This is a genomic window from Pseudomonas sp. GW822-FHT04H02 (genome assembly GCF_058800645.1).
Genome location: NZ_JBXAMM010000003.1, coordinates 512,580 through 536,436, shown reverse-complemented (window position 1 = coordinate 536,436; position 23,857 = coordinate 512,580). Strand labels below are relative to the sequence as shown.

31 protein-coding genes and 1 other RNA gene are annotated in these 23,857 nt (G+C 58.1%); 29 read left to right on the top strand and 3 right to left on the bottom strand.

The window, feature by feature from the left end; translation table 11 throughout:
- Positions 1-114: 114 nt before the first annotated feature.
- From AC1RMG_RS14865 to AC1RMG_RS14850, 4 genes are all read left to right on the top strand, one after another.
- Positions 115-582 (top strand): ferritin-like domain-containing protein, encoded by a 468-nt coding sequence (locus AC1RMG_RS14865; protein WP_011062859.1) that lies wholly within the window; start codon positions 115-117, stop codon positions 580-582.
- Between the two features lie 157 nt (positions 583-739).
- Entirely contained in the window at positions 740-2,728 is a 1,989-nt protein-coding gene (locus AC1RMG_RS14860) for an FUSC family protein (protein ID WP_072442714.1), read from the top strand.
- Positions 2,715-2,921, top strand: a complete 207-nt coding sequence (locus AC1RMG_RS14855) for a DUF1656 domain-containing protein (RefSeq protein ID WP_011062857.1) — start codon at positions 2,715-2,717, stop codon at positions 2,919-2,921. Before AC1RMG_RS14860 ends, AC1RMG_RS14855 begins: the two co-directional genes overlap by 14 nt.
- A gap of 10 nt (positions 2,922-2,931) precedes the next feature.
- Positions 2,932-3,798 carry an efflux RND transporter periplasmic adaptor subunit gene (locus AC1RMG_RS14850; protein ID WP_011062856.1) on the top strand — a complete coding sequence of 289 codons (867 nt, stop codon included), beginning with the start codon at positions 2,932-2,934 and terminating at the stop codon, positions 3,796-3,798.
- A gap of 67 nt (positions 3,799-3,865) precedes the next feature.
- On the opposite strand, the gene AC1RMG_RS14845 is transcribed toward AC1RMG_RS14850, so the two are convergent.
- Together AC1RMG_RS14845 and AC1RMG_RS14840 are read right to left on the bottom strand one after the other, a co-directional pair.
- The gene (locus tag AC1RMG_RS14845) at positions 3,866-4,336 is read right to left on the bottom strand and encodes a MaoC family dehydratase (protein ID WP_015636732.1); all 471 of its coding nucleotides are present in this window, start codon (positions 4,334-4,336) and stop codon (positions 3,866-3,868) included.
- 49 nt (positions 4,337-4,385) lie between these two features.
- A complete protein-coding gene (locus AC1RMG_RS14840; protein ID WP_053153403.1) occupies positions 4,386-5,330 on the bottom strand; it encodes an alpha/beta hydrolase in 945 nt (314 codons plus the stop codon).
- 214 nt (positions 5,331-5,544) lie between these two features.
- On the opposite strand from AC1RMG_RS14840, the gene fadD2 reads away from it, so the two are divergent.
- Positions 5,545-7,233, top strand: coding sequence for a long-chain-fatty-acid--CoA ligase FadD2 (gene fadD2 / locus AC1RMG_RS14835; RefSeq protein ID WP_011062853.1), 1,689 nt, complete (start codon positions 5,545-5,547; stop codon positions 7,231-7,233).
- A gap of 201 nt (positions 7,234-7,434) precedes the next feature.
- Here the strand turns inward: fadD2 and AC1RMG_RS14830 are convergent, their stop codons facing one another.
- Positions 7,435-8,163, bottom strand: coding sequence for a LexA family transcriptional regulator (locus AC1RMG_RS14830; RefSeq protein WP_493169534.1), 729 nt, complete (start codon positions 8,161-8,163; stop codon positions 7,435-7,437).
- A gap of 148 nt (positions 8,164-8,311) precedes the next feature.
- On the opposite strand from AC1RMG_RS14830, the gene AC1RMG_RS14825 reads away from it, so the two are divergent.
- The 24 genes from AC1RMG_RS14825 (at position 8,312) to AC1RMG_RS14710 (ending at position 23,758) form a co-directional block, all read left to right on the top strand.
- Positions 8,312-8,656 carry a helix-turn-helix domain-containing protein gene (locus tag AC1RMG_RS14825; protein WP_493169532.1) on the top strand — a complete coding sequence of 115 codons (345 nt, stop codon included), beginning with the start codon at positions 8,312-8,314 and terminating at the stop codon, positions 8,654-8,656.
- Positions 8,616-10,682, top strand: coding sequence for a DNA-binding protein (locus tag AC1RMG_RS14820; RefSeq protein ID WP_493169530.1), 2,067 nt, complete (start codon positions 8,616-8,618; stop codon positions 10,680-10,682). Before AC1RMG_RS14825 ends, AC1RMG_RS14820 begins: the two co-directional genes overlap by 41 nt.
- A 59-nt stretch (positions 10,683-10,741) precedes the next feature.
- Positions 10,742-11,464 (top strand): AAA family ATPase, encoded by a 723-nt coding sequence (locus tag AC1RMG_RS14815; RefSeq protein WP_493169529.1) that lies wholly within the window; start codon positions 10,742-10,744, stop codon positions 11,462-11,464.
- Positions 11,464-12,204: a hypothetical protein gene (locus AC1RMG_RS14810; protein WP_493169527.1), complete on the top strand. Its 741-nt coding sequence runs from the start codon at positions 11,464-11,466 to the stop codon at positions 12,202-12,204. The genes AC1RMG_RS14815 and AC1RMG_RS14810 overlap by 1 nt, the downstream gene beginning before the upstream one ends.
- Positions 12,201-12,575: a hypothetical protein gene (locus tag AC1RMG_RS14805; protein WP_072450780.1), complete on the top strand. Its 375-nt coding sequence runs from the start codon at positions 12,201-12,203 to the stop codon at positions 12,573-12,575. Before AC1RMG_RS14810 ends, AC1RMG_RS14805 begins: the two co-directional genes overlap by 4 nt.
- Positions 12,559-12,741 carry a hypothetical protein gene (locus AC1RMG_RS14800; RefSeq protein WP_493169525.1) on the top strand — a complete coding sequence of 61 codons (183 nt, stop codon included), beginning with the start codon at positions 12,559-12,561 and terminating at the stop codon, positions 12,739-12,741. Before AC1RMG_RS14805 ends, AC1RMG_RS14800 begins: the two co-directional genes overlap by 17 nt.
- A complete protein-coding gene (locus AC1RMG_RS14795; protein ID WP_493169523.1) occupies positions 12,741-13,235 on the top strand; it encodes an HI_1489 N-terminal domain-containing protein in 495 nt (164 codons plus the stop codon). Before AC1RMG_RS14800 ends, AC1RMG_RS14795 begins: the two co-directional genes overlap by 1 nt.
- The gene (locus tag AC1RMG_RS14790; protein WP_072450777.1) at positions 13,225-13,617 is read left to right on the top strand and encodes a hypothetical protein; all 393 of its coding nucleotides are present in this window, start codon (positions 13,225-13,227) and stop codon (positions 13,615-13,617) included. The genes AC1RMG_RS14795 and AC1RMG_RS14790 overlap by 11 nt, the downstream gene beginning before the upstream one ends.
- Entirely contained in the window at positions 13,614-14,255 is a 642-nt protein-coding gene (locus tag AC1RMG_RS14785) for a DUF3164 family protein (RefSeq protein WP_072450776.1), read from the top strand. The genes AC1RMG_RS14790 and AC1RMG_RS14785 overlap by 4 nt, the downstream gene beginning before the upstream one ends.
- A gap of 59 nt (positions 14,256-14,314) precedes the next feature.
- A complete protein-coding gene (locus AC1RMG_RS14780; RefSeq protein WP_072450775.1) occupies positions 14,315-14,551 on the top strand; it encodes a hypothetical protein in 237 nt (78 codons plus the stop codon).
- Positions 14,550-14,620: hammerhead ribozyme type II (locus AC1RMG_RS14775), an RNA gene on the top strand. The genes AC1RMG_RS14780 and AC1RMG_RS14775 overlap by 2 nt, the downstream gene beginning before the upstream one ends.
- 21 nt (positions 14,621-14,641) lie before the next feature.
- Positions 14,642-15,055: a gp16 family protein gene (locus AC1RMG_RS14770; protein ID WP_493169520.1), complete on the top strand. Its 414-nt coding sequence runs from the start codon at positions 14,642-14,644 to the stop codon at positions 15,053-15,055.
- Positions 15,052-15,495, top strand: coding sequence for a Mor transcription activator family protein (locus tag AC1RMG_RS14765; protein WP_072450773.1), 444 nt, complete (start codon positions 15,052-15,054; stop codon positions 15,493-15,495). Before AC1RMG_RS14770 ends, AC1RMG_RS14765 begins: the two co-directional genes overlap by 4 nt.
- Positions 15,495-16,004, top strand: coding sequence for a hypothetical protein (locus tag AC1RMG_RS14760; RefSeq protein ID WP_493169518.1), 510 nt, complete (start codon positions 15,495-15,497; stop codon positions 16,002-16,004). The genes AC1RMG_RS14765 and AC1RMG_RS14760 overlap by 1 nt, the downstream gene beginning before the upstream one ends.
- A 436-nt stretch (positions 16,005-16,440) precedes the next feature.
- Positions 16,441-16,728, top strand: a complete 288-nt coding sequence (locus AC1RMG_RS14755) for a putative holin (RefSeq protein ID WP_493169516.1) — start codon at positions 16,441-16,443, stop codon at positions 16,726-16,728.
- Between the two features lie 32 nt (positions 16,729-16,760).
- Positions 16,761-17,363 (top strand): transglycosylase SLT domain-containing protein, encoded by a 603-nt coding sequence (locus AC1RMG_RS14750; RefSeq protein WP_493169514.1) that lies wholly within the window; start codon positions 16,761-16,763, stop codon positions 17,361-17,363.
- The gene (locus AC1RMG_RS14745; RefSeq protein WP_493169512.1) at positions 17,360-17,971 is read left to right on the top strand and encodes a DNA-packaging protein; all 612 of its coding nucleotides are present in this window, start codon (positions 17,360-17,362) and stop codon (positions 17,969-17,971) included. Before AC1RMG_RS14750 ends, AC1RMG_RS14745 begins: the two co-directional genes overlap by 4 nt.
- Entirely contained in the window at positions 17,958-18,173 is a 216-nt protein-coding gene (locus AC1RMG_RS14740; protein WP_493169510.1) for a TraR/DksA C4-type zinc finger protein, read from the top strand. The genes AC1RMG_RS14745 and AC1RMG_RS14740 overlap by 14 nt, the downstream gene beginning before the upstream one ends.
- Positions 18,170-18,502: a hypothetical protein gene (locus AC1RMG_RS14735; RefSeq protein WP_265535391.1), complete on the top strand. Its 333-nt coding sequence runs from the start codon at positions 18,170-18,172 to the stop codon at positions 18,500-18,502. The genes AC1RMG_RS14740 and AC1RMG_RS14735 overlap by 4 nt, the downstream gene beginning before the upstream one ends.
- A complete protein-coding gene (locus tag AC1RMG_RS14730) occupies positions 18,499-18,810 on the top strand; it encodes a hypothetical protein (protein WP_072450767.1) in 312 nt (103 codons plus the stop codon). Before AC1RMG_RS14735 ends, AC1RMG_RS14730 begins: the two co-directional genes overlap by 4 nt.
- A 2-nt stretch (positions 18,811-18,812) precedes the next feature.
- A complete protein-coding gene (locus AC1RMG_RS14725; RefSeq protein ID WP_493169707.1) occupies positions 18,813-19,325 on the top strand; it encodes a DUF3486 family protein in 513 nt (170 codons plus the stop codon).
- A gap of 34 nt (positions 19,326-19,359) precedes the next feature.
- Positions 19,360-20,928 (top strand): hypothetical protein, encoded by a 1,569-nt coding sequence (locus AC1RMG_RS14720; RefSeq protein ID WP_493169507.1) that lies wholly within the window; start codon positions 19,360-19,362, stop codon positions 20,926-20,928.
- Positions 20,928-22,472 carry a DUF935 domain-containing protein gene (locus tag AC1RMG_RS14715; RefSeq protein ID WP_493169505.1) on the top strand — a complete coding sequence of 515 codons (1,545 nt, stop codon included), beginning with the start codon at positions 20,928-20,930 and terminating at the stop codon, positions 22,470-22,472. The genes AC1RMG_RS14720 and AC1RMG_RS14715 overlap by 1 nt, the downstream gene beginning before the upstream one ends.
- Positions 22,472-23,758, top strand: a complete 1,287-nt coding sequence (locus AC1RMG_RS14710) for a PBECR2 nuclease fold domain-containing protein (RefSeq protein WP_493169503.1) — start codon at positions 22,472-22,474, stop codon at positions 23,756-23,758. The genes AC1RMG_RS14715 and AC1RMG_RS14710 overlap by 1 nt, the downstream gene beginning before the upstream one ends.
- Positions 23,759-23,857: the final 99 nt, after the last annotated feature.

The window sequence follows — 23,857 nt, the reverse complement described above, 5'->3', positions numbered from 1 at the left end:
GAATAGTAAGGAATAAAAATATAATCCAAGTCTGGCATGGCGGGTGCAACAGTTAACTCAACTAACTCAACTCTCGAGTTAACCCAATTCTCGCAACCCACAAGGAACCAGAAAATGACTGACTTGAATAAAGAAGCTATTTCGGTACTCAACAGCCTGATCGAGACCAGCAAGGACGGTCAGGAAGGGTTCAAGACCTGTGCCGAAGACATCAAGCACCCCGAGCTCAAGGCGCTGTTCATCAAGCGCTCCACCGATTGCGCCACGGCCGCGGCAGAACTGCAGTCGGTAGTGCGCTCCATGGGCGGGGATCCGGAAACCTCCACCAGTGTCAGCGGCGACCTGCACCGTCGCTGGGTCGACCTCAAGTCCCTGGTGACTGGCAAGGACGAGGAGGCGGTGCTCAACGAAGCCGAGCGTGGTGAAGACCATGCACTGAAGGCCTACAAGGAGGCTCTGGAGAAGATCAACAAGCACAACCTGGTGGGCATTCGTGATGTGGTAGAGCGCCAGTACCACGGCGTGCAACGCAATCACGACCAGGTCAAAGCCCTGCGCAATCAGGCACGCGCCCGTTCGTAAGGGTCAAAACCTGTCAAAAACGCCAGCCAGTCTGGCGTTTTTTTATGCCGGTAATTTAATGCTGGACGGTATTTAGTTAGCTAGCTAATAATTAGCCCAGCTTCGCTGATGCCTATCGCGACTATCGTTGTGTTTGTCCTGCCAAGAGTTGCCAGCCGTGCCCATTACCCTGCAAGCCCTGCTTGCTCCCAACCTTCCTGCATTGCAGTTCGCGATCAAGACCCTGCTCGGTGGTGGGGTAGCGCTGTGGCTGGCATTGCGCTGGGGGCTGGAGCAACCGGCCTGGGCCCTGATGACCGCATTCATCGTGGCTCAGCCGCTGTCCGGCATGGTCCTGCAAAAAGGTCTGGCGCGGCTGTTGGGGACCCTGGTGGGGACCCTTATGTCGGTGCTGTTCATGGGGCTGTTCGCCCAGACCCCCTGGCTGTTCCTCCTGGCCCTGGCGCTGTGGCTGGGGTTGTGCACGGCCAGTTCGACCCTGTTGCGCAGTGCCTGGTCCTACTCCTTCGTGCTGGCCGGCTACACCGTGGCCATCATTGCCTTGCCGGCCATCAGCCATCCCCTGGGGATCTTCGACCAGGCGGTGGCCCGCTGTACGGAGATTTCCCTGGGCATCATCTGCGCCACCGCCAGCAGCGCGCTGCTCTGGCCGCTGCGCGTCGAGCGACAGTTGGCCGATCAGGCCCGCAGCGCCTGGCACAGCGGGATGCAGGCGGCCCGTGCGACCCTGGCCGGGGATGCCCAGGCCCGCAAGGGCCTGCTGGAGATCCTCGGGCGCATCGTCGCCGTCGATGCCCAGCGCGAACATGCCTGGTTCGAAGGCCCGCTGGGCCGCCAGCGGGCCCGGGCGATCGGTGGCCTGAGCCAGAAACTGTTGATGCTGCTGCGCATCTCCCGTTCGGTGCGGCGCCAGTGGAAGCAGTTGGATAGCGTCGAAGCCGCGCGGTTGCAGCCGTGGATGGATCAGGTCCTGGCGGCCCTGGACAGCGCTGATGGGGCCAGCCTGCAAGCCTTGTCGCCACGGGTGCTGGAGGCCTCCCGCGATGGGGCGATCAGCCCGGCGCAGAGTTACTGCCTGGCGCGTTTCAGCTTGTTGCTGGACACCGCCCTGGCTGCCACCCAGGCCCTTTCAGCGGTGCAGGAGGGGCGCGGGGCAATGGTGCAGCCGGCGACGCTGACACCTCACCGCGACTTGTCGCTGGCCCTGGTATTCGGCGCCCGCAGCGCCCTGGCTTTTCTGACGGTGGCCAGCTTCTGGCTGGCCACCGCCTGGCCCGCGGCCTCCGGGGCGATGCTGCTGACCTGTGTGGTCTGCAGCCTGTTCGCCAGCCGCGAGAACGGGGCGCAGATCGGCATGAGCTTCATGCGCGGGATCTTTCTGGCGGTTCCGGCAGCCTTCGTGGTGGGGCAGATCCTGCTGCCCCAGTGGAGCGGTTTCCCGATGCTGGCGATGGCCATGGGCGTGCCGCTGTTCTTCGGCGCCCTGGGCATGGCCAAGCCGCAGATCGGCGCCACGGCCACTTCGTTCTGCCTGCACTTCATCGTGCTGATCTCGCCGATGAACCGCATGAGTTTCGATGTTGCCAGTTTCTTCAATAACGCCCAGGCCATGGTGCTGGGGGTGGGCGCTGCGGTGCTGGCCTTCCATCTGCTGATCCTGCGCAACCCGGCGTGGCACGGCCGGCGCCTGCTGGCTGCGACCCTGCACGACCTGGTGCGCCTGACCCGGCGCAACCTGCGGGGTGCGGAAAGCTGGTTTGGCGGGCGCATGGCCGACCGCCTGTTGCAACTGGCGCGGCATTATCCGGAACTGCCGGAGCCGGCCCGCAGCCGCTGGGACGATGGCCTGCTGGGCCTGGATATCGGCGACGAACTGATGCACCTGCGCCTTAGCCTGGCGGTGGCCCAGGTACCGGTCGGCGCCGCGCAGCGAGCTTATTTCGAGCACCTGCAGCGCACTCTGGAACAAGGCCCGGCGGGCAGTCGTCAGGATGCCCTGGAGCAGCCCAGCGTGGCCCTGCTGGAGGCGCTGGGGCAGCAGCCGCCCAGTGATGCGTTGAAACTGGCGCAGGGCGCCGTCGTGCAATTGCAAAGCAGCTGGCGCAGTTGGTGCCGGCAGCAGGAGGAAAGTCATGGGGCTGCGTGAGTGGTCGCTGGGCGGGGTGCTGCTCAGCCCGTTCCTGATTTATGTGGTGCTGGCGCTGGTGCTGACCGGTGCCCTGCGGATGCTGGTGCGGGTAACCGGGCTGGGCCGCTGGATCTGGCACGAAGCACTGTTCGATTGTGCCCTGTACGTCTGTGTCTTGACGGTCATTACGCTGGTCCTGGGGCCCTTATAAGGAGTTGATCATGCGTACACCCGTACGTGTCGTGTTTACCCTCTGCCTGGTGGCGGTGGCGATCTTTGCCGGTTATCACCTGTGGCAGTACTACATGCTTACGCCCTGGACCCGCGATGCGCGGATCCGCGCCGACGTGGTGATAGTCGCCCCGGATGTGTCCGGCTGGGTGCGCGAGCTCAAGGTGGCGGACAACCAGCCAGTCAAGGCCGGCGAGCTGTTGCTGAGTATCGACCGCGACCGTTTCGAGGCCGCCCTGGAAAAAGCCCAGGCGGTGGTGCAGACCCGCCAGCAGCAGTTGAGCCTGCGCGAACATGAAGCCAGCCGCCGCGCTGCTCTTGGCCCCCAGGCCATCAGCGCCGAGCTGCGCGAGAACGCCCAGATCAACGCCGGCATCGCCCGTGGCGAGCTGCGCCAGGCCCAGGCCGAGGCCAAGGTCGCCGAATTGAACCTGGCCCGTAGCCAGGTGCATGCGCCCCGTGACGGGCATATCACCAACTTGCGCCTGGCCGAGGGCAACTACGTCAATGCCGGGCAGCCGGTGATGGCGCTGATCGATGACTCGACCTTCTATGTCCAGGCCTATTTCGAGGAAACCAAGCTGCCGCGGATCCAGGTCGGCGACCCGGTGAAGGTCTGGCTGATGAGCGCCGGTGATGCCCTGCAAGGCCATGTGGAAAGCATCAGCCGGGGGATCACCGACCGTAATGCCACGCCTGACGGGCAACTGCTGGCGGAAGTGGAGCCGACCTTCAACTGGGTACGCCTGGCCCAACGGATTCCGGTGCGGATCAAGCTCGACAAGGTGCCCGAAGGCATCAACCTGAGCGCCGGCATGACAGCCAGTGTGCAGGTGGAGGAGGGCGGCAAACAGTAGGAGCCGGCTTGCCGGCGAAAGCGCTGGCATAGCCTTCGCCGGCAAGCCGGCTCCTGGGGAGCGAGACTCAGCCGATGGTGATGGCTGGCAGGGTGGTCAGGGTCACGGTCTGTTTTCTGCGCGGAGCGGCGATTTCGGCTTCGCCGTCCACAACCAGTTCATCGTGCTGGTTGAATACGCGAGTGGCGATGCGCACGCGGAACTTGGGCAGTTTTTCGAGGATCTCCAGGCGCACGGTCAGGGTGTCGCCAATCTTCACCGACTTCTGGAAGGTCATCTGCTGGCCGATGTAGATGGTGCCCGGGCCAGGCAGCTCGCAGGCCACGGCGGCACTGATCAGCGCGCCGCTGAACATGCCGTGGGCGATGCGCTCCTTGAACGTGGTGGCGGCGGCGAACTCGGGGTCCAGGTGCACCGGGTTGTGGTCGCCGGACATGGCGGCGAACAGCTGGATGTCACGCTCCTCGACGGTCTTGCTGTACTGGGCGGTCTGGCCGACTTCCAGGGCTTCGTAAGGCGTGTTGGTTACCTGGGTCATGTTGCTGAAATCCTCTGACAGATAAATAAGCGCACTGGCTGCGCACTGGCTATTCCGACCGTGGTGGCCGGCGGTGCTGCAGGGCCTGGTCGAGCCAGGCCAGCACGTCGTGGGTCACTTGGTCACGGTTGCTTTCGTTGAACAGCTCATGACGTGCCTGGGGGTAGATATTGAGTTGCAGGCACTGGCTGCCGGCCTCGCGCAACGCGTTGGCCAGATCCTTGAGACGCTTGCCAGCGCTCACCGGATCACATTCACCCCCCATTACCAGCAGCGGCAGGCCCGGATCGATCTGCTTGAGGTTGGCAATCTTGCTGATTTGCTGCAGCCCGCCCAGCAGATCGATCCACAACTGGTTGGTGCAACGAAAGCCGCACAATGGATCGGCCACGTACTTGTCGACTTCCGCCGGGTCGCGGCTGAGCCAGTCGAAGGCGGTGCGATTGGGTTTGAACGCCTTATTGAACGAACCGAAGGACAGCCATTCGATCAGTGCGCTGCGCCCCTGGCCGCCCTGGCGCCAGCGTTCGATGCGGGCGATCAGGCTGGCGGCGCGGTACAGCGCCACCGGCTGGAAATTCGAGCCGCTGAGAATCGCCCCGTGCAGGCTGGCGCTGTGATGTTGCAGATAGGCCTGGGCGATGTAGCTGCCCATGCTGTGGCCCAGCAGGACGATGGGCGTGCCGGGGTGCTGCTGGCCGATGTGCTGGTTGAGGCTGGCCAGGTCGCCGACCACCTTGCTCCAGCCGTTCTGGTCTGCGTAGTGGCCCAGCACCCCCTGTTCCGCCGTCTTGCCGTGGCCACGCTGGTCGGGGGCGTAGACGGCATAGCCTTCGGCGCACAAGGCCTGGGCCAGGCGCGCATAGCGCCCGCTGTGCTCGGCCATGCCGTGGGACAGCAGGACCACCGCCTTGAGTGGCGGTTCGGGCAGCCACTGGTTGACGAAGAGGCGGTGGTGGTCGCTCGTGGTCAACCAGAACGTGTCATGGGTCATGGCGATTCCTTTGCTCGAAGACGCTGCACTTTATAGCGCATCGGTGCCTGGGCGTCTGATTCGCGCGCCCGTTGGAAGCAAGATTCACAAAATTAATGACACACTTGCGCATATTTGCCTGAATCGCCATAGCTGCTAACGTCCGAGGAGCCCCGCCCCTGAGAGCGTTGCAGTGGCGGCCCGGACAGCTCAGGTACAAGAGAGGACAAGAATAATGCAACCTGATTTCTGGAATGATAAGCGCCCCGCTGGCGTCCCCAACGAGATCGACCTGGGGGCCTTCAAGTCGGTGATCGAGGTGTTTGAGCGTTCCTGCAAGAAATTCGCTGATCGCCCGGCCTTCAGCAACATGGGCGTGACCCTCACCTACGCCGAGCTGGAACGCTACAGCGCGGCCTTCGCCGGTTATCTGCAAAGCCATACCGATCTGGTTCCGGGAGACCGTATTGCGGTGCAGATGCCCAACGTTTTGCAGTACCCGATCGCGGTATTCGGAGCCTTGCGCGCAGGGCTGGTGGTGGTCAATACCAACCCGCTGTACACCGCGCGGGAGATGCGCCACCAGTTCAAGGATTGCGGGGCCCGGGCCCTGGTCTACCTGAACATCTTCGGCCAGAAGGTCCAGGAAGTGCTGGGGGATACCGATATCCAGTTCCTGATCGAGGCCCGGATGGGCGACATGATGCCCAGCGCCAAGGGCTGGCTGATCAATACCGTGGTGGACAAGGTCAAGAAGATGGTGCCGGCCTACCACCTGCCCCAGGCCATTTCCTTCAAGAGTGCCCTGCGCCTGGGGCGTGGCCAGAGCATCAAGCCACTGCAGGTGGGCCACGACGATGTTGCGGTGCTGCAGTACACCGGGGGCACCACCGGCCTGGCCAAGGGCGCGATGCTGACCCACGGCAACCTGGTGGCCAACATGCAGCAGGCGCGGGCCTGCCTCGGCCAGCATGGGCCCGACGGCCACACCCAGTGGCGCGAAGGCCAGGAGGTGATGATCGCGCCGCTGCCGCTGTACCACATCTATGCCTTCACCGCGAACTGCATGTGCATGATGGTGACCGGCAACCACAACGTGCTGATCACCAACCCGCGGGACATCGGCGGCTTCATCAAGGAGCTGAAGAAGTGGCGTTTTTCTGCGCTACTGGGGCTCAACACGCTGTTTGTGGCACTGATGGATCACCCGGATTTCAAGAACCTGGATTTTTCCAATCTGAAGCTCACCAACTCTGGCGGCACGGCCCTGGTCAAGGCTACCGCCGAGCGCTGGCAGAAGCTGACCGGCTGCCGGATCACCGAAGGCTACGGGCTGACCGAAACCTCGCCGGTGGCCTGTACCAACCCCTATGGCGAGCGTTCGCGGCTGGGCACCGTTGGCCTGCCGGTACCGGGCACCACCTTGAAGATCATCGATGACCAGGGCGTCGAGCTGCCGCTGGGCGAGCGGGGCGAGCTGTGCATCAAGGGCCCGCAGATCATGAAGGGCTACTGGAACAAACCCGAGGCCACCGCCGAAGTGCTGGATGCCGAGGGCTGGTTCAAGTCCGGTGATATCGCGGTGATCGATCCGGACGGTTTCGTGCGCATCGTCGATCGCAAGAAGGACATGATCATCGTCTCGGGTTTCAACGTGTACCCGAACGAGATCGAGGATGTGGTCATGGCTCACCCGAAAGTCGCCAACTGTGCAGTCATCGGCATACCGGACGAGCGTTCCGGCGAGGCGGTGAAGCTGTTTGTGGTGCCGCGTGAGGCGGGGGTCAGCCTTGAAGAGCTCAAGGCCTACTGCAAAGAGAATTTCACCGGCTACAAGGTGCCCAAGCACATTGTGCTGCGTGACTCTTTGCCGATGACCCCGGTGGGCAAGATCCTGCGCCGCGAGTTGCGCGATATCGCTTGAGCCCAGGGCTTTGTGAGGGGGTGAGAGATATGGCACTAAAGGAAACTGGCGGGAAGTAGAGGGAAGAAAGCGGGCGACCCTGGAAACATAAGGGGTTGAGCGATAGAAAGTGACAAAACCAGTGCCAAAAGAGGCGCGAAGCCAAAAAAAATTCACAGAGACAAAAAAGCCCGCGTTTAGCGGGCTTTTTGGCACTTGGGGTCAAATCATCCAGCCACCAGACCAGACCACCCGGCCGACAACTTGTAGGCGCTCCAGTCGATCTGCTGGGACGCTTATAGTCTGATAGGCCGTGTTGGCACTGATCACAAGCACGCCGCCATCTAGCTGGCGCTGCAATCTCTTGGCGTACAGCAGGTCATCCAGTCGGATTACGTAGAACGCCTCCCCTTGGATCACGTTCCGGGAAAGGTCGACCATAACCGTATCCCCATCCTTTAGAGCGGGCTCGTTGGAGTCTCCGTCCACACGCACAGCGGCAAGCTGTGAGGCCACTAGGCCCTTTTTCGTAAGGCTGTACTTAGTAAACGCCAGCATCGTCAGGATGCGCGCTCCATCGCTCCACGCGCCATGCCCTTGGCTGATGCGGGCATCGTACAAAGGCACATAGGCATAAATGCTTTCGTCGACTGCTTGAGCTGGTGCGCCTTCTGCGGGGTACATCTCGCCCCGGCCCGAGGCTATCCAGTCAAGAGACACCCCTACAGCAGAAGCCAGCAACGCCAACGAGTTAAACGCTGGCATCCCTTCCCCTGCAATCCATCTCTGAAGAGACGACAGAGCCACTTTTGCGGCTTCGGCAGCCTGTTTTCGGGATTCGAAAAGGCCAGCGACTGTCGCTATTCGAGTTTCTATTCCCGAATTCGGAAAAGAAACCGCATTTTCGCCCTGCGGAGGATGTTTCTTTTCCGTGTAAGTCACTGAATTCACTAGGATTTTCCCATTTCGACAAGTGTGAAACCCAAAAACGAGAATGAAAACTCCCGAATTCGGTTTACCAAGTCCCGTATACGGGATATATTGTCCTAAACCGGCCGTTAGAAAGCCAAAAAAAACCACCCGAGATGATGGTTATTAAATGGAAACCTTCGACATACCGCTCGATTTAGAAAGGCGCTGGGAGTGGATCAAGTTTCAGCTCCGCGTTCGCGGCACCAACTTTGCCGATCTTGCGAGAAAGCATGAACTCAACGAGCGCGCAATCCGCAATGCCAAGCAAAGACCCTACCCGAGGGTAGAGAGAGCAATTGCTCAAGCCCTAGGGCTTCAGCCTGTGCAGCTGTGGCCTGAGCGTTGGAATGTAGACGGCTCTCCACTTCGCCAGCGTCCGAACCGTGCTGAATCTAATTCGGCGCACCCGAAGCATACCGAAAAACGTCCGGATGGTCACAGTAAAACCCAGCGAGACGAGTCCGATGCGTGATTGGTATTCATCCCAGGAACTGGCAGGGCTGCCGGGGCTTCCAGGCTCTGTGCCGGGCGTTCGAAAGGTCGCTTTGCGGCTTGATTGGGAGTGCCGGAAACGCAGTGGAAGCAAAGCTATTGAGTACCCCTTTACTTGCCTTCCAGCAGAAACCCAAGCGGCACTAATGGCTCAGTCCATTGCGGAGGCCGTGCCTGTGACTACAGCGCCGACCAATGAAGCAATTGCCGTGGAAGCAGCTCCTGAAGTTAGCAAAGGTGCTGCGCGCCTGACGGATGTGCAGAGGTCCGTAATGGCGGCTCGGTTGTGCTTCATTCGGGAGATTGAGCGAATGAGTTCCGTCGTTTCGCAGAATCGAGCTATTGAGGTTCTGGTCAAGCAAGCCCACAGCAACGACTTGAGCCCCTATCTCATGGAGCGGCTTGAGCTGGCGAACAACAAAAAGTCCGGAAGTCGTGCACTGTCTGAGCGGAGCCTGAAACGTTGGCTTGCCGCATACAGAACAGGTGGCGAAGTCGGATTGGCGCCACTGCGCCAGCGTCCGAACCTGACTGTTCCGGACTGGGCCAAGGATTTTTTGCGGTGCTATCAGCGACCAACTAAACCAAGTGTTGCCGCGAGCTATGCCGAGTTCTCCAGGAAGTACGAAGGCACGTTGCCCAGCATTCATGCTGTCCAGCGGTTCCTGAAAAAGCTTTCTCCTGAGGCGTTACAGGCTGGACGCATGAGTCCTCAAGAACTGAAGTCGTTGCAGCCATTCCGCCGAAGAACCACCAAGAACATGTTTCCAGGTGACGTGTACACGGCGGACGGACACAAGTTTGACGCAGAGGTCATTAACCCGATTACGGGCAAACCCTACCGGCCTGAAATCACCACCGTTATGGATGTGGCCACCCGGAGAGTGGTCGGCATATCTGTTGGGGAAGCTGAGTCGGCAATAGGTGTGCTTGATGCCCTGCGGGATGCGGTCCGGAAATGCATGTTTGGCATCTTCTACGTCGATAACGGCTCGGGCTTCGATAACGACATGGTGCGCGAGGTAGTAGATCGCCTCGGCGGCACGATGCAGCACTCAATCCCCTACAACAGTCAGGCCCGAGGGGTCTCCGAGCGCGGGCATCAGACTATCTGGGTGCGAGCGGCTAAGAAGCTGACTAGTTACATCGGTGCTGACATGGATAAGCACGTGGGAAGCAAGGTCCACCGGATCAGTCGCAAGCAACTTAAAGAAGTAGGAGCGACCCGCTATCTACCGACTTTCGGCGAATTCATGGCCGGGGTTGAGGATGAAATATCCACCTACAACAAAACCCCTCATAGGGGACTGGAAAAGTTTAGAGATCCGCTTACAGGAGCTTTACGCCACCCAAGCCCCGACGAGGCATGGCAAGCCGCAATAGAACAAGGCTGGGAGCCGGTTGTGGCCCCTCCTGAGTTGATCGAGTCGCTGATGCGTCCTCAGGTCATACGCAAGACGCATCGAGGAGAAATCCAATGGATGAACCAGACGTATTTCCTCAACGATTTGCGGTCCTTGCATGGGCAAGAAATACGGCTTGCCTATGACGTTAGAGATGCTGGGCGCGTTTGGGCATATGCGTTAGAGGGCGAGCTTATCGGTGAAGCGCTGCTGGATGGAAACGCCTCGGACTATATGCCGATGAGCCTTTTGGAGCGTAGCCGTGAAAAACGCCAACAGGGCCAGCTCAAGCGGGGCATGGACAAGCTGGAGACGCTGACAGGGCACCGGGTCGAAATGATAGCCCCAACGACTAGACCCTCGGCAACGCTCACCAGTGAACAGCTTATCGAAGCTCAGGAATATGCACAGGCGCTAGACGCGCAGAGGCCGCAATTCAATGTGCCAGGGGATGACGTGGCGCGTTACAGGCTCTGGGTCAAGCTCGATGAGCAATTGAGGTCAGGGAAGGAATTAACCGCTGAGGAAGCCAAGTGGTGGAAGGCATATCCCAACCATCCGGACTTCTCAGCGATTAAAGAAGTGTTTCAACACGTGGGGTGACTCCCACGCTTTCAGCAGTAAACGAGCCGGCAAGCTCGTCTTTAAGGAGATAAAACACAATGAGTGTAACCAAAATCGTTCCATTAACAAATGTGGGCTTACTAGCGGGGGCAATTAAGCGAGCCCAGGCGCGCCCAGTGGGACTACCGGGCCTTGTAGCGATGTATGGACCAAGCGGGTTTGGTAAGAGTGTTGCGGCTGCTTACTCGGCTAATTTGCATCGGGCTTATTACGTCGAGTGCCGGGACGCTTGGAGCAAGAAGGCATTCCTGTTGGCAATTCTTCGGGAAATGTCCATTTTTCCAGCTAAAACCATGTCGGAAATGGTTGATCAGATCGCCGTTCAACTCTCTGCCTCGATGCGGCCTCTGATTGTCGATGATGTGCAGTACCTGCTGGATAAGGCCGTGGCAAATGCGTTAACCGACATTTACAACGCCAGCCAAGGCACGATTGTTTTGATCGGTGAGGAACGGGTGCCTGCATCGCTCGCGAAACTAGAGCGCTTGCATAACAGGGTTCTTGAATGGGTTCCGGCTCAGGCCGCAACGCTCGATGACCTCAAGGCATTGGCAAAGTCGACTTACCCTCAACTTGTCTTCGCAGATGATCTGTTGATAGACCTGAATCAAGCGACCCGGGGTTGTCTGCGTCGGGCGGCGGTGAACCTTTACAAAGTCCAATCTGAAGCATCGGCCATGATGCTGGATCGGGTTGACCTTCAGGCCTGGGGAAAGCGTGGATGGTTCAACGGTGACGCTCCGTCTCGGAGGGTTAGCTAATGACTAAGACCACTCAACTCAGCGTCTCCGGCGGCAAAGTTGCTAAGCAGCATATGTGGGAGGCTGTCAGAGCGAATAAGGCCGGTTTCTCCTTGCGCATGATTGCTTCGGCGTCAGGGCAACCCATAGCTCAAGTAAAGGCTTACGTTTTGGCTATGCGGAATGCTCGGCTTGTCGAAGTTTTCGACGAAAGTGGCGACGCAAAGGACCATCGTTGGCGATTGGTACGTGACGAGGGGGCCGACTATCCGCGACTGCGGTCCAATGGGCAGCGCTCCACTCACGGCCTTGGCTTGGAAAACCTTTGGCGTGCAATGCGCATCATGAAAAAAATGACTGCTGCTGATGCTGCACAGATGGCGAGTGTTAACGGGGTGCGCGTTACTCAGGCATACGCCCTTAACTATTTCGTCCTACTGGTGAAAGCAGGTTATCTGGTCGCAAGTAGCAAAGAATCCAAGCGCGAACAAACATTTGAATTTGTACCAGGAATGAATACAGGGCCGAAACACCCCGTTATTCAACGGTTGGAGTCTATTAAGGTATTCGATTCGAACACCGAAGCGCTGGTATACGCCAAAGAAACTACAGGAAGCGTGTCGACTGCTTCTGAACCTAGCAATGATATGGAGCAGGAGAATCTTCGTCTGCGTCAGCTGGTTTCGGAGTTTGTTGATACTGGCGATAAAGCTCCGACTCCTAGCTTGCTTCAACGTGCTTTGTTGGAGCTTGCAGAATGAAGCAGATCGATATTTCTGCATGGGGCAGTGAGCCGCCGCTGTTCATTAAATTGCTTGCAGCAGAAGTGGCAGTTAGTAATCGCACTCGGGCGGCCCGGCGAATTGGCCTGAGTCGTACCGCTGTAAGTTTGATCCTGGTTAACAAGTACAGGAGCAAAAGCACAGCGGGTGTTGAGCGCCGTGTTCTTGATTCGCTTGGGCGCATTGAATGTGTTGCATTCAGTGAGACAGTGACAATTGAGCAATGCCAAAGCTACCGCGAAAAGGTGGCCCCAACTCATAACCCACAAGCTATGCAGCACTGGCGAGCATGTCAGCACTGCCCCTATAACCCGTCATGTGCAGGTGCCGGAAATGCAACAGTCCACTGAGATTGCTCAAGTTCCCGTTGCTCGCGTCCAGTTCTACATAGCCGGTCGTAGTCTGATCCGGATCTATGCGGAGGGAAAGTGCGTGGGCTTTTCCGAAACTTATAAGTTCGCCCAAATCAAAGCGGCCGAGTTTGAAAAGGCGGCTGTTAAGCAGGAGGTTCACTGATGCGGACTCGCTGCCCAAACTGTGGAACTACTTTAAGCCTCGATGCGCTGATTGCACATGATGGTGCCAGAGACGCTTTAGGTGTCGCTTTTAAGTTGTCCGGCCAGCTCGGGAATACTCTGGTTCGTTATATCGGGTTGTTCAGGCCTGAAACCCGCGAACTGACGATGGATCGAGTGGGGAAACTTCTGAATGAGTTGCTGCCGGACCTGCAAGCACAGCGCATTGAACGCAATGGAACCGTATTCAATGCGCCCCCGGCTTGCTGGGTTTGGGCGATAGAGCAAGCCGTGGCCGCTCGCGATGCTGGACGGCTGATGACTCCACTGAAGGGGCATGGCTGGCTTTATCAGGTCATGACTCAGTGGCAAGGAGAAACAACTGCGGTTACTGCTCTGCCGGAGTCTTTGCCAGCGAGGCAAATGCCTTCCGCTCGGCCTAGTCAGACAACGGCGGCATTGGCCGCATTACAGGGGCGGTTGAATGGCGGATGACTGGCTTGAGCGTGAGGTGATTGCCGGACTAATGGGGCTAGTTGCTTTGCGTCTGGATGGCGCCCCGGCAGCCGACGCCATCACCCTAACTCTTGATATCTGGTTGGTAGCTCTGAAAAAGGCTCAGCGCTGGAACGAAGAACAGGACAGCGGTCGAGTTAAGTCTGCATTTGAAACGCTGTTCGCAAACTGCGAGCGATGGCCCGCACCAGCGAGCCTTATACGAGAACTACCGGTCCGGCAGGGGCAGCAAACTTTGCCTAAACCAGCCCTTACAGATCAACAACGAGCGAATGGTCGCCGCCGAATTGGCGAAATCTTAGACGGCCTGAAGCACGGCAACACCAAACTCAAGACGAATATGGAGCATCAGAAAATATGAATATTCCGGAAGGATTTCGCCAGGACGCCAAAGGGCATTTGGTCCCGGTGGACTTGATCAAGCCAATCGACTTGGCACGTGACGAACTGGTCACTGATCTTGTCGGCAAGGCTCGCGAACTGTCCAAGGCGCTGGCTCTTTTCAAGGGGCAGGCATTTGGCGATATCAAGGCATTTATCGAAATGTCGGCCGAACAATACAAGGCCAGTATTGGAGGGAAGAAAGGGAATGTCTCTTTACTGACGTTCGATGGCCGTTACAAGGTAATCCATGCTGTAGCGGACTCAATCAAGTTCGATGAGCGCCTTCAAGCAGCCCGGGTTCTTATCGATGAATGTGCCGCTGAGTGGACGCAGGACGCCCGAAGTGAGGTGCGCGTCCTGGTTAATGAGGCGTTTCGGACAGACAAAGCCGGTGAAATCAGCACTGGCCGCGTGTTGGGCCTGCGCCGTCTTGAGATCAAGGACGAACGATGGCAACGGGCGATGCAAGCTATTGGTGAAGCTGTCCAGGTGGTTGGTTCAAAGAGCTATATCCGGGTCTATGAGCGCATTGGCGATTCCGACCAGTACGCGCCTATCCCCCTGGATATCGCGAGCATTTTTGTTTCGGACGCAGTGCCGCCGACGATGCATTGAACAGCTCGATTGCTCCAGAAAAAGCCAACCAATACAGACCAATAGCGAGAACAGTTCAAATGGCCAAGTTTCAAATCACAGTAGAAGACGGCGCCGATGGCGTTTCCATCTCCGTAGACAACCAGAACCAGCTCAACAGCAGCAAGGCTGGACAGGTTGCCAATGTCCTGGTTCAGAACGCCCGGCTTATCGCCCGCATCCCGCTTGAAGGTGCAGCCCGTCACATGGGCGGTTGTACATGTGAGGTCTGCCAAGCAATGCGCGAGAAGATGATATTCAACCCAACTATCCATTGAGCGAAACCGCCCCGGGCAACTGGGGCGGTCTATCCGGTGTGGCGTTCGGATACTGATGAGCTGCCGAGGAAGTAAAGGAGAAAGGAGAAAATGAATCGACGTAATTTACAGCTATCTAAGATCCACATAGCCAAGAAGGACCAAGGGCTAGACGACGAAACTTATCGGGCCTTACTCAAACGTGTTGCGAATGTCACCTCTGCGAAAGACCTCACTCCGCGTCAAATAGGCGCTGTGCTGGCCGAGTTTGAACGGCTCGGTTGGCAACCCAAGCCCAAAAGCAATGGGCGTGCTGCTCCGAACGTTGCCCCCGACCGCCAGAAACTCGTTGGAAAAATTGAGGCGTTTATGGCCGAGGCTGGCCGCCCTTGGGAGTATGCGGATGGCATGGCATTACGCATGTTCAAGGTTGAGCGGGTCGAGTGGCTGAACGCAAAACAGTTGGGCAGCCTGGTTTCGGCCTTGACCTACGATGCGCAACGAAACGGGAGGCCGACTCAGTGAGCAATGAACAATTGTTTCCCGATGACAGCGACAGGCTAGACCCGAATAAAGTCCTGGCTCATATGGAAGACCCGGCCGTTATCACTCGGTGGGAGGGGACGCTTAAGGAAATGGTCGAGATTGCCGAGGCAGAATTGAATAGCAAGCTCCACAGCACCCCGGAGGTGGTGCCAGAGATCGCAAGATCAGTAGTGTTTGCCATCTGTGACACCATGGGCGGATCGGTGATTTACCTACCCAGGGGGGATGCGTTAAAGAAGGCGATGCGAGACGCGGCAATCTTTCGGGCGTGGCGTGACCACAACGCCCCGATATCAACCTTGGTTCGCAGGTACAAACTTGCGTCGCAAACGATATATGAGATCATCGCGCGCCAACGGGCCTTGCATCGTCGCAACGAGCCTGACCTATTTGGCTTTGAAGACGGGACGGTCCATTAATGATGGGTTTGAGAGGGGTGTTAGTGGTTTCGGCGTTGTACGTGTCGACGGTCTGCTCGGCACAGGAACCTAACATTGCTCTCAAGGACGATTTGAGCCTTGCCAAATCGAACCAAGCTCTGGCCCAAGAGCTTTGGGTAAAAAATCGTGATGCCTGTATGACCCGTGATACCTCCGTCCTGGCGGAGGTTATGCGCTCTGCAAACAAGCAGCTTCACGCTCAAAAGGCGTTGGCTGCTTCTGCCTATCCCGGTTGTCGACAAATGCTCAGTGATGTTCTGTTTATCAACGGTGGCTGCTACACCGGCAAGCTGTCTCAAGGCGAACTGGATCGCTCTCGGACAAACTGGGAGAAGGACAGCGCCGCATGCTCAACTCAGATCGAAAATACGTCAGCTTCCTCCGCTGACTCTGAAGTTCAGTCAGAAGCCGAATGGGAGGCGCAACAGCGCCGTGAGGGAGCGTCCGAGGACGATATAAAAACGATGAAAGCCATTCGCGCTTTGTAACTCAATAGCCCCCCTAAAGCCCCGCTCAGTCCGGGGCTTTTTCTTGCGCGTGCAAGAAACACAACCCCTCCTTGCTGTAAGCGAATCTAGCCCGGACCCCAACTCCGGCAGGCTCGCAAATGTCCTTTGTCCCTCGTTCGTCCAGGCAGTACGCCGAGCTTGTTATTGCAGAGCCTTTCCCATCTGAGGTTAAGGCGCTGATGGACAGGTGCCCTCCGGAGTGGCGCGCAAGTGTCGAGCTAATCGTGGCAAGTCATGAGCGCCGGGTTGCCGAGTACGTAAGGCAAAAAGAGAAGTTACGGCCTAAGGACGGCCAGTCTTCGCCGTGTCTCGGTACATACAAGGCCGCAGAAACTGTACGGGGTGATCCCGTTATCGCTGCTCGTTCGCTTGCAGGTATCCGCGCCTCACTTCAATCAACTCAGGAATCTCACTGATGGCTTTCTTTCATCGGCGTCCGCGTGCGCCACGAATGACCTTTTGGTCACTGATCACTGTTGTTCTGCTGCTCTGTCTGGCCCTGGTCGCCCCAACCAAAATGGTCGTTGTCCTCTACAAAGCGGGCTTGGTCACTCTTGGTGGTGTGCTGGGCTACTGGATCGACCGGGCCCTGTTTCCCTATGCGCGCCCGGATCGAGTCTTGCCGGTTGATCGAGCGTTGGCGGGCATGCGCCGGGCCTTGGTGGTACTGGCCTGCATTCTCGGTCTGACGCTGGGGCTCTGACTATGCGCCCCCTTCGGACCTGTTCCTCTTTCATGTTCCTGATCCTGGTGGTTGGTGTTGCCCTGTTCGGTCGCGCAAAGGCAGAAGTTCCCCCGCAGGCTGAACACTACCGGCGAGACTTGACTCGCATTGCCCAGGCCGAATGGGGGCTTGATGCCCCGGTGGCGATGTTCGCGGCGCAAATCCATCAGGAAAGCCGCTGGAAGTTCGACGCAAAGTCGCCGGTCGGTGCGCAGGGCCTGGGTCAGGTGATGCCGACAACTGCCACTTGGTTGGCGCAGACCTTCCCTAAGGCGCTGGGCAAGATCGAGCCCTATAACCCGATGTGGTCGATTCAGGCGCTGGTCAGCTATGACCTTTGGCTTGCCAGTCGAGTTAAGGCCCGCAACACCTGCGACCGGAACGCCATGATTCTGTCCTCTTACAACGGGGGGCTTGGCTGGGTGATCCGTGATCGAAAATTGGCTGCGGCCTCGGGGGCCGATCCGCTGATCTGGTTCAACTCAGTCGAGCGTTTTAACGATGGTCGCTCGGCCGCAGCCTTCAAAGAAAACCGCCAGTACCCACGTCTGATCTTGTTGCGCTGGGAACCTATGTACGTCGCTGAAGGCTGGGGCCTGGGAGGCTGCCAATGAAGTCTCTTGCAGAGCTGGCGGCGCCTGTCCTTCTGCTTCTTGGGGTATCTGCTGCTGTTGTGCTCACGCTGAATCTGAATCAGCAGGAAGGCTATGAGCGGGGTTATGAGGTCGCGAAATCAGAGGGAGAGGTGGCACTAGGAAAGCTCCGCTTGGAAGTCGCGAACGAAATGAAAGAAGCCGCAGAAAAGGCAGCTAAGGAACTGGCCGCAGAGAAACAGCGCGGGGATGTTCTGGCGCTTCAACTAACCAACAAAAGTCTTGAGCTACGGAAAAACACCGAACGGCTCACCGGGGAGATTCAACGTGTCACGACTCTTTATCGCCGCACCCTGGACGCGCCGCCTCAGCCTCTGCCTGTGGCTGTTTTCACTGTTGGCTTTGTCCGGGTGTGGAACCAAGCCCTTACCTCCGGCGCAATGCCTGCCAGCCAGTCCACCAGCAGAGCTGCTTCAGAAGGCGGAGGAGCCGGAGCCGTTGAACAGCTCCCCGCAGGCATAACGCCTGCCGACCTTCTAACTAACCATGTGCGCAACAGCGAAAGCTTCGCTAAGTGCCGCGCCCAGCTGAATAGCCTTATCGAGTGGAACACCCATGGACGTAACTGATCGCGCATCCGTAGTTGAGGAAGCGAACCGAGAGGCCGCCATTGCTGCGCATTTGGCACTGGCCCGTAAGCCTGTAGGCGTATCGGCGCTGGAATGTGATGACTGCGGGCTGGAGATCCCCGAGGGGCGTCGTCTTGCTGTTCCAGGCGTGATGCTCTGCATTGATTGCCAAGACGTACACGAACGGATGTCCCGCCAATGACGACTATTGAACTGCCCCTGTGGCAGATGATCGGCATTACCGCCACGGTGCTGGCGATGTTCGCGGGCCTGGTCAAGCTCCTCTTGGCGCAGATGGAGAGCAGGCTGGAACAGCGCTTCGCCATGATGGACAAGCGCTTTGAGGGGGTAAGCAAGGACTCAGAACGATTGCGCGACGTAGAGCTACGCCTGGAACGGCTCAAGGGTGAGATGCCTTTGCACTATGTCCAGCGTGAGGACTATGTCCGCAATCAAACCGTATTGGAGGCCAAGCTGGATGCCTTGGCCTTGAAGCTTGAAAACGTACAGCTCAAGGGAGCCCGTGAATGATTTCTGATCCTGCCAAGGTACGGCGCGAATCGCTGCGCTGGTACATCCTCCTCACTCTCAACACTTCCCGGCCGGTGGACCCCCATGAGGCTGTGGTGCTTTCGACTATCCAGGGCATCTATCCAGACGCCACGCAATTGGAATTGCGGCGTGAGCTGGACTATCTGGCTGATCGTTCATTGGTCACGCTGCAGAAAAGCCCTTCCGGTGCCTGGGTCTGTGGGTTGACTCACTACGGCGTTGATATCGTGGAGTACTCGATTGAGTGCCGTCCGGGTATCGCTCGCCCTGAAAAATACTGGTCGTGACCATGCCGCCGAGAAGCAAGGTCGCAGGACTTCCGCCCGAGGTTAAAGAGTGGCTTGACCAAGCCCTGGTTGAGTCGAATTTCTCAGGTTATGAGGCGCTGTCCTCCGAGCTTGGGAGCCGTGGCTATTCCATTGGAAAAAGCGCGCTGCATCGTTATGGCTCTGAGTTTGAGGTCAAGCTCGCGTCGTTGAAGATGGCTTCAGAGCAGGCTAAGGCGGTGGTACTGGCTGCGCCGGATGATGAGGGCGCAGTCAATGAGGCACTGATGCGTTTGGTCCAGGAGCATCTGTTTAAGCTGCTGATGGCTGACAACAAACCTATTGACCTGCCAAAGGTGGCAAAGGCGGTCGCTGAGCTTGGCAGGGCCTCTGTCGTACAGAAGAAATGGCAAGCTGAAGTGCGCGACAAGGCGGCTGCCGCTGCTGACAAGGTTGAGAAAATCGCCAAGAAAGGTGGTCTGGACGCTAAGACCGTGGACCAGATCCGGCGTTCTATTTTGGGCGTAGCCTCATGAGTAGGCGGTTCCTGTTCGCAAATTGGGCGCTGAAATGACCAACACTGTTTCTCCGCTCCAGGAGGTGCTGTCCGGTGAGTACCTGCCCCTCACTCCTGCTGTGTTGCTGGAATACCAGAAGAACTGGATTGGCATTCGCGCCCCGCTGAAGGTCGGCGAGAAGTCCCGGCGTATTGGTTTGACCTGGGCTGAGGCGGCCGACAATGTCTTGGTGGCAGCCTCCTCAAAGGAGGCAGGCGGCCAGACTGTCTACTATCTCGGCTACAACCAGGACATGACGGTGGAATATATCCAGGCTTGCGGAATGTGGGCGCGGGCCTACGATTACGCAGCAAGTGAAATTGAAGAGGGGATTTGGCCGGACGAAGATCCGGACAAAAACATAAAGACCTACACCATCACCTTTCCCAGTGGGCTCCGCATCGTTGCACTGACCAGCCGACCGTCCAACCTTCGGGGGCGACAGGGTGTTGTCGTGATTGATGAGGCAGCGTTTCACCAGGATCTAGCCGAGCTGTTGAAGGCCGCGCTTGCGCTACTGATCTGGGGTGGTGAGGTCCATGTGATCAGCACTCACGATGGAACAGAAAACGCTTTCAATGAGCTGATCAATGATATTCGTGCAGGCAAGCGCAAGGGGGAGCTGTTCCGTTGTGAGTTCCGTGACGCTGTAGCGGATGGACTTTATCAGCGGGTTTGCTTGCGCAAGGGCATTGAATACAAGGCCGAGGAAGAAGCCGCCTGGGTCCAGGACGTCTACGACTTCTATGGTGATGCTGCCGAGGAGGAGCTTGATTGTGTGCCGTCCCAGGGCGGCGGTGCTTTTCTGAGTATGGCCCTGGTCGAGCAGCGGAGTAATCGCAATGTCCAGGTGCTGCGCCTGAACTGCCCGCAAGGCTATGAAACTCTAGATGCTCATGTCCGTCAGGTTGAGTGTCTGGAGTGGTGTGAAGAGCATTTAAAACCGTTGCTTGAGGCCATTCCCAGGGACGTGCAAAGCCATTACGGAATGGACTTTGCCCGCACGGGCGACCTTTCGGTGATCTGGCCCCAGGTTAAAGAGCAGGATCTGCGCAAGCGTGTGGTGTTTGTCATTGAGCTGCGTAACACCCCCTTTGCACAGCAGGAACAGATTCTGTTCTACATGGCCGATCGTCTGCCCAACTTGCTCAAGGGGGCCCATGACGCCAGGGGCAACGGTTCGCAGATCGCTGAAAGCGCTGCCGTTCGCTATGGGTTTAACCGCATCGAGCGGGTAATGCTGACCGAGGGCTGGTATCGCGAACACACGCCACCTTTCAAGGCTGCCCTAGAGGACGGCACCTTGTATGACATCCCGGCCGACAAAGATGTCAGCAGTGATCTACGTGCCTTCCGCATGGTCCGGGGTGTGGCCCGCATCCCAGATAAACGCACTAACGACAAAGGCGAAAAGTCCGGCGGCAAGCGCCACGGCGACGCAGGTATTGCAGCGTTGTTGGCTGACTTTGCTTCGCGTCAGGAAGTCGAGATCTTTGAATATCACCGAGTCCAACCAAACGCTGTGCAAGATCGAAAGGTCACGCTCGGCGCCGGTTGGCGCTCACAGAAGGGCATCTGGTAATGGCACAGTCCAAAATAGTTGATCAGCACGGCCGCCCTATTGAGTACGACCGGCTTACAGAGGAGTTGGCGGCACCGCGGTTGACGGGAATTCGGCAGGTTTGGCATCCCTCTGTGGCGAGTGGCCTTACACCCACGCGACTGGCGAGCATCCTTCACGCTGCAAATGAAGGCTCAGCCAATGACTATCTGACATTGGCTGAGGAGATGGAGGAGCGTGATCCGCATTACGCGTCGGTCCTCGGCACACGCAAGCTGGCGGTCGCTGGCCTGAATATCCGTATTGAAGCAGCAACGGACGAGGCGGAAGACGTGCGCCGCGCCGATGCGCTGCGGGAAGTGGTAGAAGCGCCCGAGTTCGGTGAGCTACAAAGTGAAGCCGTGGACGCCCTGGGCAAGTCTTACTCGGTGAGTGAAATTATTTGGGACCGTAGCGGTAAGGTCTGGACCCCTGAGCGTTTTGAGCCCCGTGATCAGCGATTCTTTCAGTTTGACCGCGAAACAGGCCGACAACTTCGGCTGCTCGATGAGGCAGATCCGGTCAATGGTATTGAGCTTGCCCCATACAAATTCATTGTCCATTACCCGCGTATTCGCTCCGGCCTGCCGATTCGTGGCGGGCTGGCGCGTGTCGCGGCAGTGGCCTACATGTGCAAGGCCTGGACCTGGAAGGACTGGATGGGGTTCGCCGATATCTACGGTATCCCTATGCGGGTTGGGCGCTATGGGCCGAATGCAAGCAAGGACGATATCAACACTTTAATGGCTGCTGTCGCCAACCTCGGCAGTGATGCAGCGGCAGTTATCCCTGACAGCATGCGGATTGATTTCACTCAGGCGGCCAATGTGGCTGGCGCGGGCGAGTTCTTTAAAGGATTGGCTGAGTGGTGGGATAAGCAGGTTAGTAAGGCTGTGGTCGGTCAGACAATGAGCGCCGACGATGGCGCCAGTTTGGCGCAGGCCCAGGTTCACAACGAGGTGCGCCTCGATCTCCTTGAGGCCGACGCCAAAGCACTCAGCAACACGTTGAACCGCCAGTTTGTCCGTCCGTTCTGTGATCTAAATTTTGCTCCTGGTCGAAAGTATCCGCGCCTGATTGTCGATGTACCCAAACCCGAGAATATCAAGCTGCTGATCGATGCCTTGGACAAGCTTGTCCCATTGGGTCTGGAGGTCGAGCAGTCAGTCGTGATGGATAAGTTAAACCTCCCAGCTCCTGCGCCTGGTGCCAAGTTGCTGGGTAAGCCAGTTAGTACACCACTGGCAACGGCGGCAAACCGCGAGCAGTCAGCTCAAGCGATGATTCAGAGAGACATTGTTGATAATCAGGTTGGCACGCTTGAAGCGGCGGCAATGGTGGGTATGGATGACATGGTTGAGGCCATACGTTCACTCTTGGAGTCGGTGGACTCCCTGGAGGAGTTTCGCGACCGACTGATCGAGGTATATCCGGAAATGAATGCTGATCAGTTGGCTGATGCTATGGCGGACGGGATGGCGGCCGCGAGCATGGCCGGACGGTATGACGTCCTGAGGGGCTTGTAATGGCTGTGTCTCACGGCTCCTTGCCCTTCCAGGAGCAGATAGATTACTTCCGGGGCAAGACGGACATTCCGTCCCGCACCTGGACCGACATTTATCAAGTTGAACATGATTGGGCGTTCGTGGTGGCCGGGACCACTAAGCGCGCCCTGTTGTCTGATATGCGGGGAGCGGTTGAAAAAGCCATCACAACAGGGTTGACGCTGGAGCAGTTCCGCAAGGACTTTGACCAGATCGTTAGCAAGCATGGCTGGCAGTACAACGGCGGCCGGGGATGGCGGAGCCGGGTGATCTATGAAACCAACTTGCGCCAGTCCTATAACGCAGGGCGTGAGGCTCAGATGGCTGATCCTGAGTTACGCAAGCGTCGACCCTTCGCCGTATACCGGCACGGAGACAGCGCGCACCCACGGCCACAACACTTGGCTTGGGACGGGACGGTGCTTCCCTTAGATGATCCATGGTGGGCAACTCACAGCCCCCAGAATGGCTGGGGCTGCAAGTGTAAAAAGTACATGCTCAGCCAGCGGGACGTTGATAGGCAGGGGCTCAAGGTTGGGCCTGCTCCGGTCGTGGAGTATGAGAATAGGACCATTGGCATAAATAGCCCCAATGGCCCGCGTGTTGTCCGGGTGCCTAAAGGCATTGATCCCGGATTTGACTTTGCTCCTGGTCAGTCTCGTTTGAATGCAGGCGTTCCACCGCTGCAAGCCTTCGATCAGTTGCCTGATCCAGGGGCACGGGCTAGCAGCGTGCAAGGCGCGGGCTTGCCCAATCGACGCGCTCCAGGTGCATTGCCTCCGGCGCGTGAAATGGCGGCTGATAGATTGCTGCCTGCTGGCCTCTCTGATGTTGAATATGTGGATCGCTTTCTTGCTGAGTTCGGTGCCGCAGAGCGGGCGCCAGTGGTGTTCAAAGATGTGACAGGTGACGCTGTGGTGGTCGGTCGGGATTTGTTCACCAATGCCAAAACCGGCGCTTTGAAAATCAGGAAGCGTGGCCATGCTCGCGAGCTGCTGTTGCTGGCTGACGCGATCAAAGATCCTGATGAGGTTTGGGTGCGGCTGGAATGGCTCTATTCACAGAACAGAGCAGTTGTCCGGCGCCGCTACATCTCCCGTTATCAGGTCGACGGTGAATCCGTGCCTGCTTTGTCGGTGTTTGAGGTGGGGGATGACGGGTGGGATGGGGTTACGACGTTTTCGCCGGATGCCAATGATCCGGACTACCTGGAACAGCTGCGTATTGGTGTCCGGCTCTATCGCCGACCGCAGATCGAGAAGAAGTGAAACCGCGCGCCGCCACACGCGATTAATCCTGAGTGTAGGCCTGGAGGTCCTGGCGGGGACTGCTCACTCAATGGATGAATCTAGATAGTAGGAGGTGAG

Bases quoted from the DNA above. Each gene is read 5' to 3' on its own strand.
- AC1RMG_RS14865 (WP_011062859.1), top strand. From the start codon at position 115: ATGACTGACTTGAATAAAGAAGCTATTTCGGTACTCAACAGCCTGATC.
- AC1RMG_RS14855 (WP_011062857.1), top strand. From the start codon at position 2,715: ATGGGGCTGCGTGAGTGGTCGCTGGGCGGGGTGCTGCTCAGCCCGTTC.
- AC1RMG_RS14850 (WP_011062856.1), top strand. From the start codon at position 2,932: ATGCGTACACCCGTACGTGTCGTGTTTACCCTCTGCCTGGTGGCGGTG.
- AC1RMG_RS14845 (WP_015636732.1), bottom strand. From the start codon at position 4,336: ATGACCCAGGTAACCAACACGCCTTACGAAGCCCTGGAAGTCGGCCAG.
- AC1RMG_RS14840 (WP_053153403.1), bottom strand. From the start codon at position 5,330: ATGACCCATGACACGTTCTGGTTGACCACGAGCGACCACCACCGCCTC.
- fadD2 (WP_011062853.1), top strand. From the start codon at position 5,545: ATGCAACCTGATTTCTGGAATGATAAGCGCCCCGCTGGCGTCCCCAAC.
- AC1RMG_RS14825 (WP_493169532.1), top strand. From the start codon at position 8,312: ATGGAAACCTTCGACATACCGCTCGATTTAGAAAGGCGCTGGGAGTGG.
- AC1RMG_RS14820 (WP_493169530.1), top strand. From the start codon at position 8,616: ATGGTCACAGTAAAACCCAGCGAGACGAGTCCGATGCGTGATTGGTAT.
- AC1RMG_RS14815 (WP_493169529.1), top strand. From the start codon at position 10,742: ATGAGTGTAACCAAAATCGTTCCATTAACAAATGTGGGCTTACTAGCG.
- AC1RMG_RS14810 (WP_493169527.1), top strand. From the start codon at position 11,464: ATGACTAAGACCACTCAACTCAGCGTCTCCGGCGGCAAAGTTGCTAAG.
- AC1RMG_RS14805 (WP_072450780.1), top strand. From the start codon at position 12,201: ATGAAGCAGATCGATATTTCTGCATGGGGCAGTGAGCCGCCGCTGTTC.
- AC1RMG_RS14800 (WP_493169525.1), top strand. From the start codon at position 12,559: ATGCAACAGTCCACTGAGATTGCTCAAGTTCCCGTTGCTCGCGTCCAG.
- AC1RMG_RS14795 (WP_493169523.1), top strand. From the start codon at position 12,741: ATGCGGACTCGCTGCCCAAACTGTGGAACTACTTTAAGCCTCGATGCG.
- AC1RMG_RS14790 (WP_072450777.1), top strand. From the start codon at position 13,225: ATGGCGGATGACTGGCTTGAGCGTGAGGTGATTGCCGGACTAATGGGG.
- AC1RMG_RS14785 (WP_072450776.1), top strand. From the start codon at position 13,614: ATGAATATTCCGGAAGGATTTCGCCAGGACGCCAAAGGGCATTTGGTC.
- AC1RMG_RS14780 (WP_072450775.1), top strand. From the start codon at position 14,315: ATGGCCAAGTTTCAAATCACAGTAGAAGACGGCGCCGATGGCGTTTCC.
- AC1RMG_RS14770 (WP_493169520.1), top strand. From the start codon at position 14,642: ATGAATCGACGTAATTTACAGCTATCTAAGATCCACATAGCCAAGAAG.
- AC1RMG_RS14760 (WP_493169518.1), top strand. From the start codon at position 15,495: ATGATGGGTTTGAGAGGGGTGTTAGTGGTTTCGGCGTTGTACGTGTCG.
- AC1RMG_RS14755 (WP_493169516.1), top strand. From the start codon at position 16,441: ATGGCTTTCTTTCATCGGCGTCCGCGTGCGCCACGAATGACCTTTTGG.
- AC1RMG_RS14750 (WP_493169514.1), top strand. From the start codon at position 16,761: ATGTTCCTGATCCTGGTGGTTGGTGTTGCCCTGTTCGGTCGCGCAAAG.
- AC1RMG_RS14745 (WP_493169512.1), top strand. From the start codon at position 17,360: ATGAAGTCTCTTGCAGAGCTGGCGGCGCCTGTCCTTCTGCTTCTTGGG.
- AC1RMG_RS14740 (WP_493169510.1), top strand. From the start codon at position 17,958: ATGGACGTAACTGATCGCGCATCCGTAGTTGAGGAAGCGAACCGAGAG.
- AC1RMG_RS14735 (WP_265535391.1), top strand. From the start codon at position 18,170: ATGACGACTATTGAACTGCCCCTGTGGCAGATGATCGGCATTACCGCC.
- AC1RMG_RS14730 (WP_072450767.1), top strand. From the start codon at position 18,499: ATGATTTCTGATCCTGCCAAGGTACGGCGCGAATCGCTGCGCTGGTAC.
- AC1RMG_RS14725 (WP_493169707.1), top strand. From the start codon at position 18,813: ATGCCGCCGAGAAGCAAGGTCGCAGGACTTCCGCCCGAGGTTAAAGAG.
- AC1RMG_RS14720 (WP_493169507.1), top strand. From the start codon at position 19,360: ATGACCAACACTGTTTCTCCGCTCCAGGAGGTGCTGTCCGGTGAGTAC.
- AC1RMG_RS14715 (WP_493169505.1), top strand. From the start codon at position 20,928: ATGGCACAGTCCAAAATAGTTGATCAGCACGGCCGCCCTATTGAGTAC.
- AC1RMG_RS14710 (WP_493169503.1), top strand. From the start codon at position 22,472: ATGGCTGTGTCTCACGGCTCCTTGCCCTTCCAGGAGCAGATAGATTAC.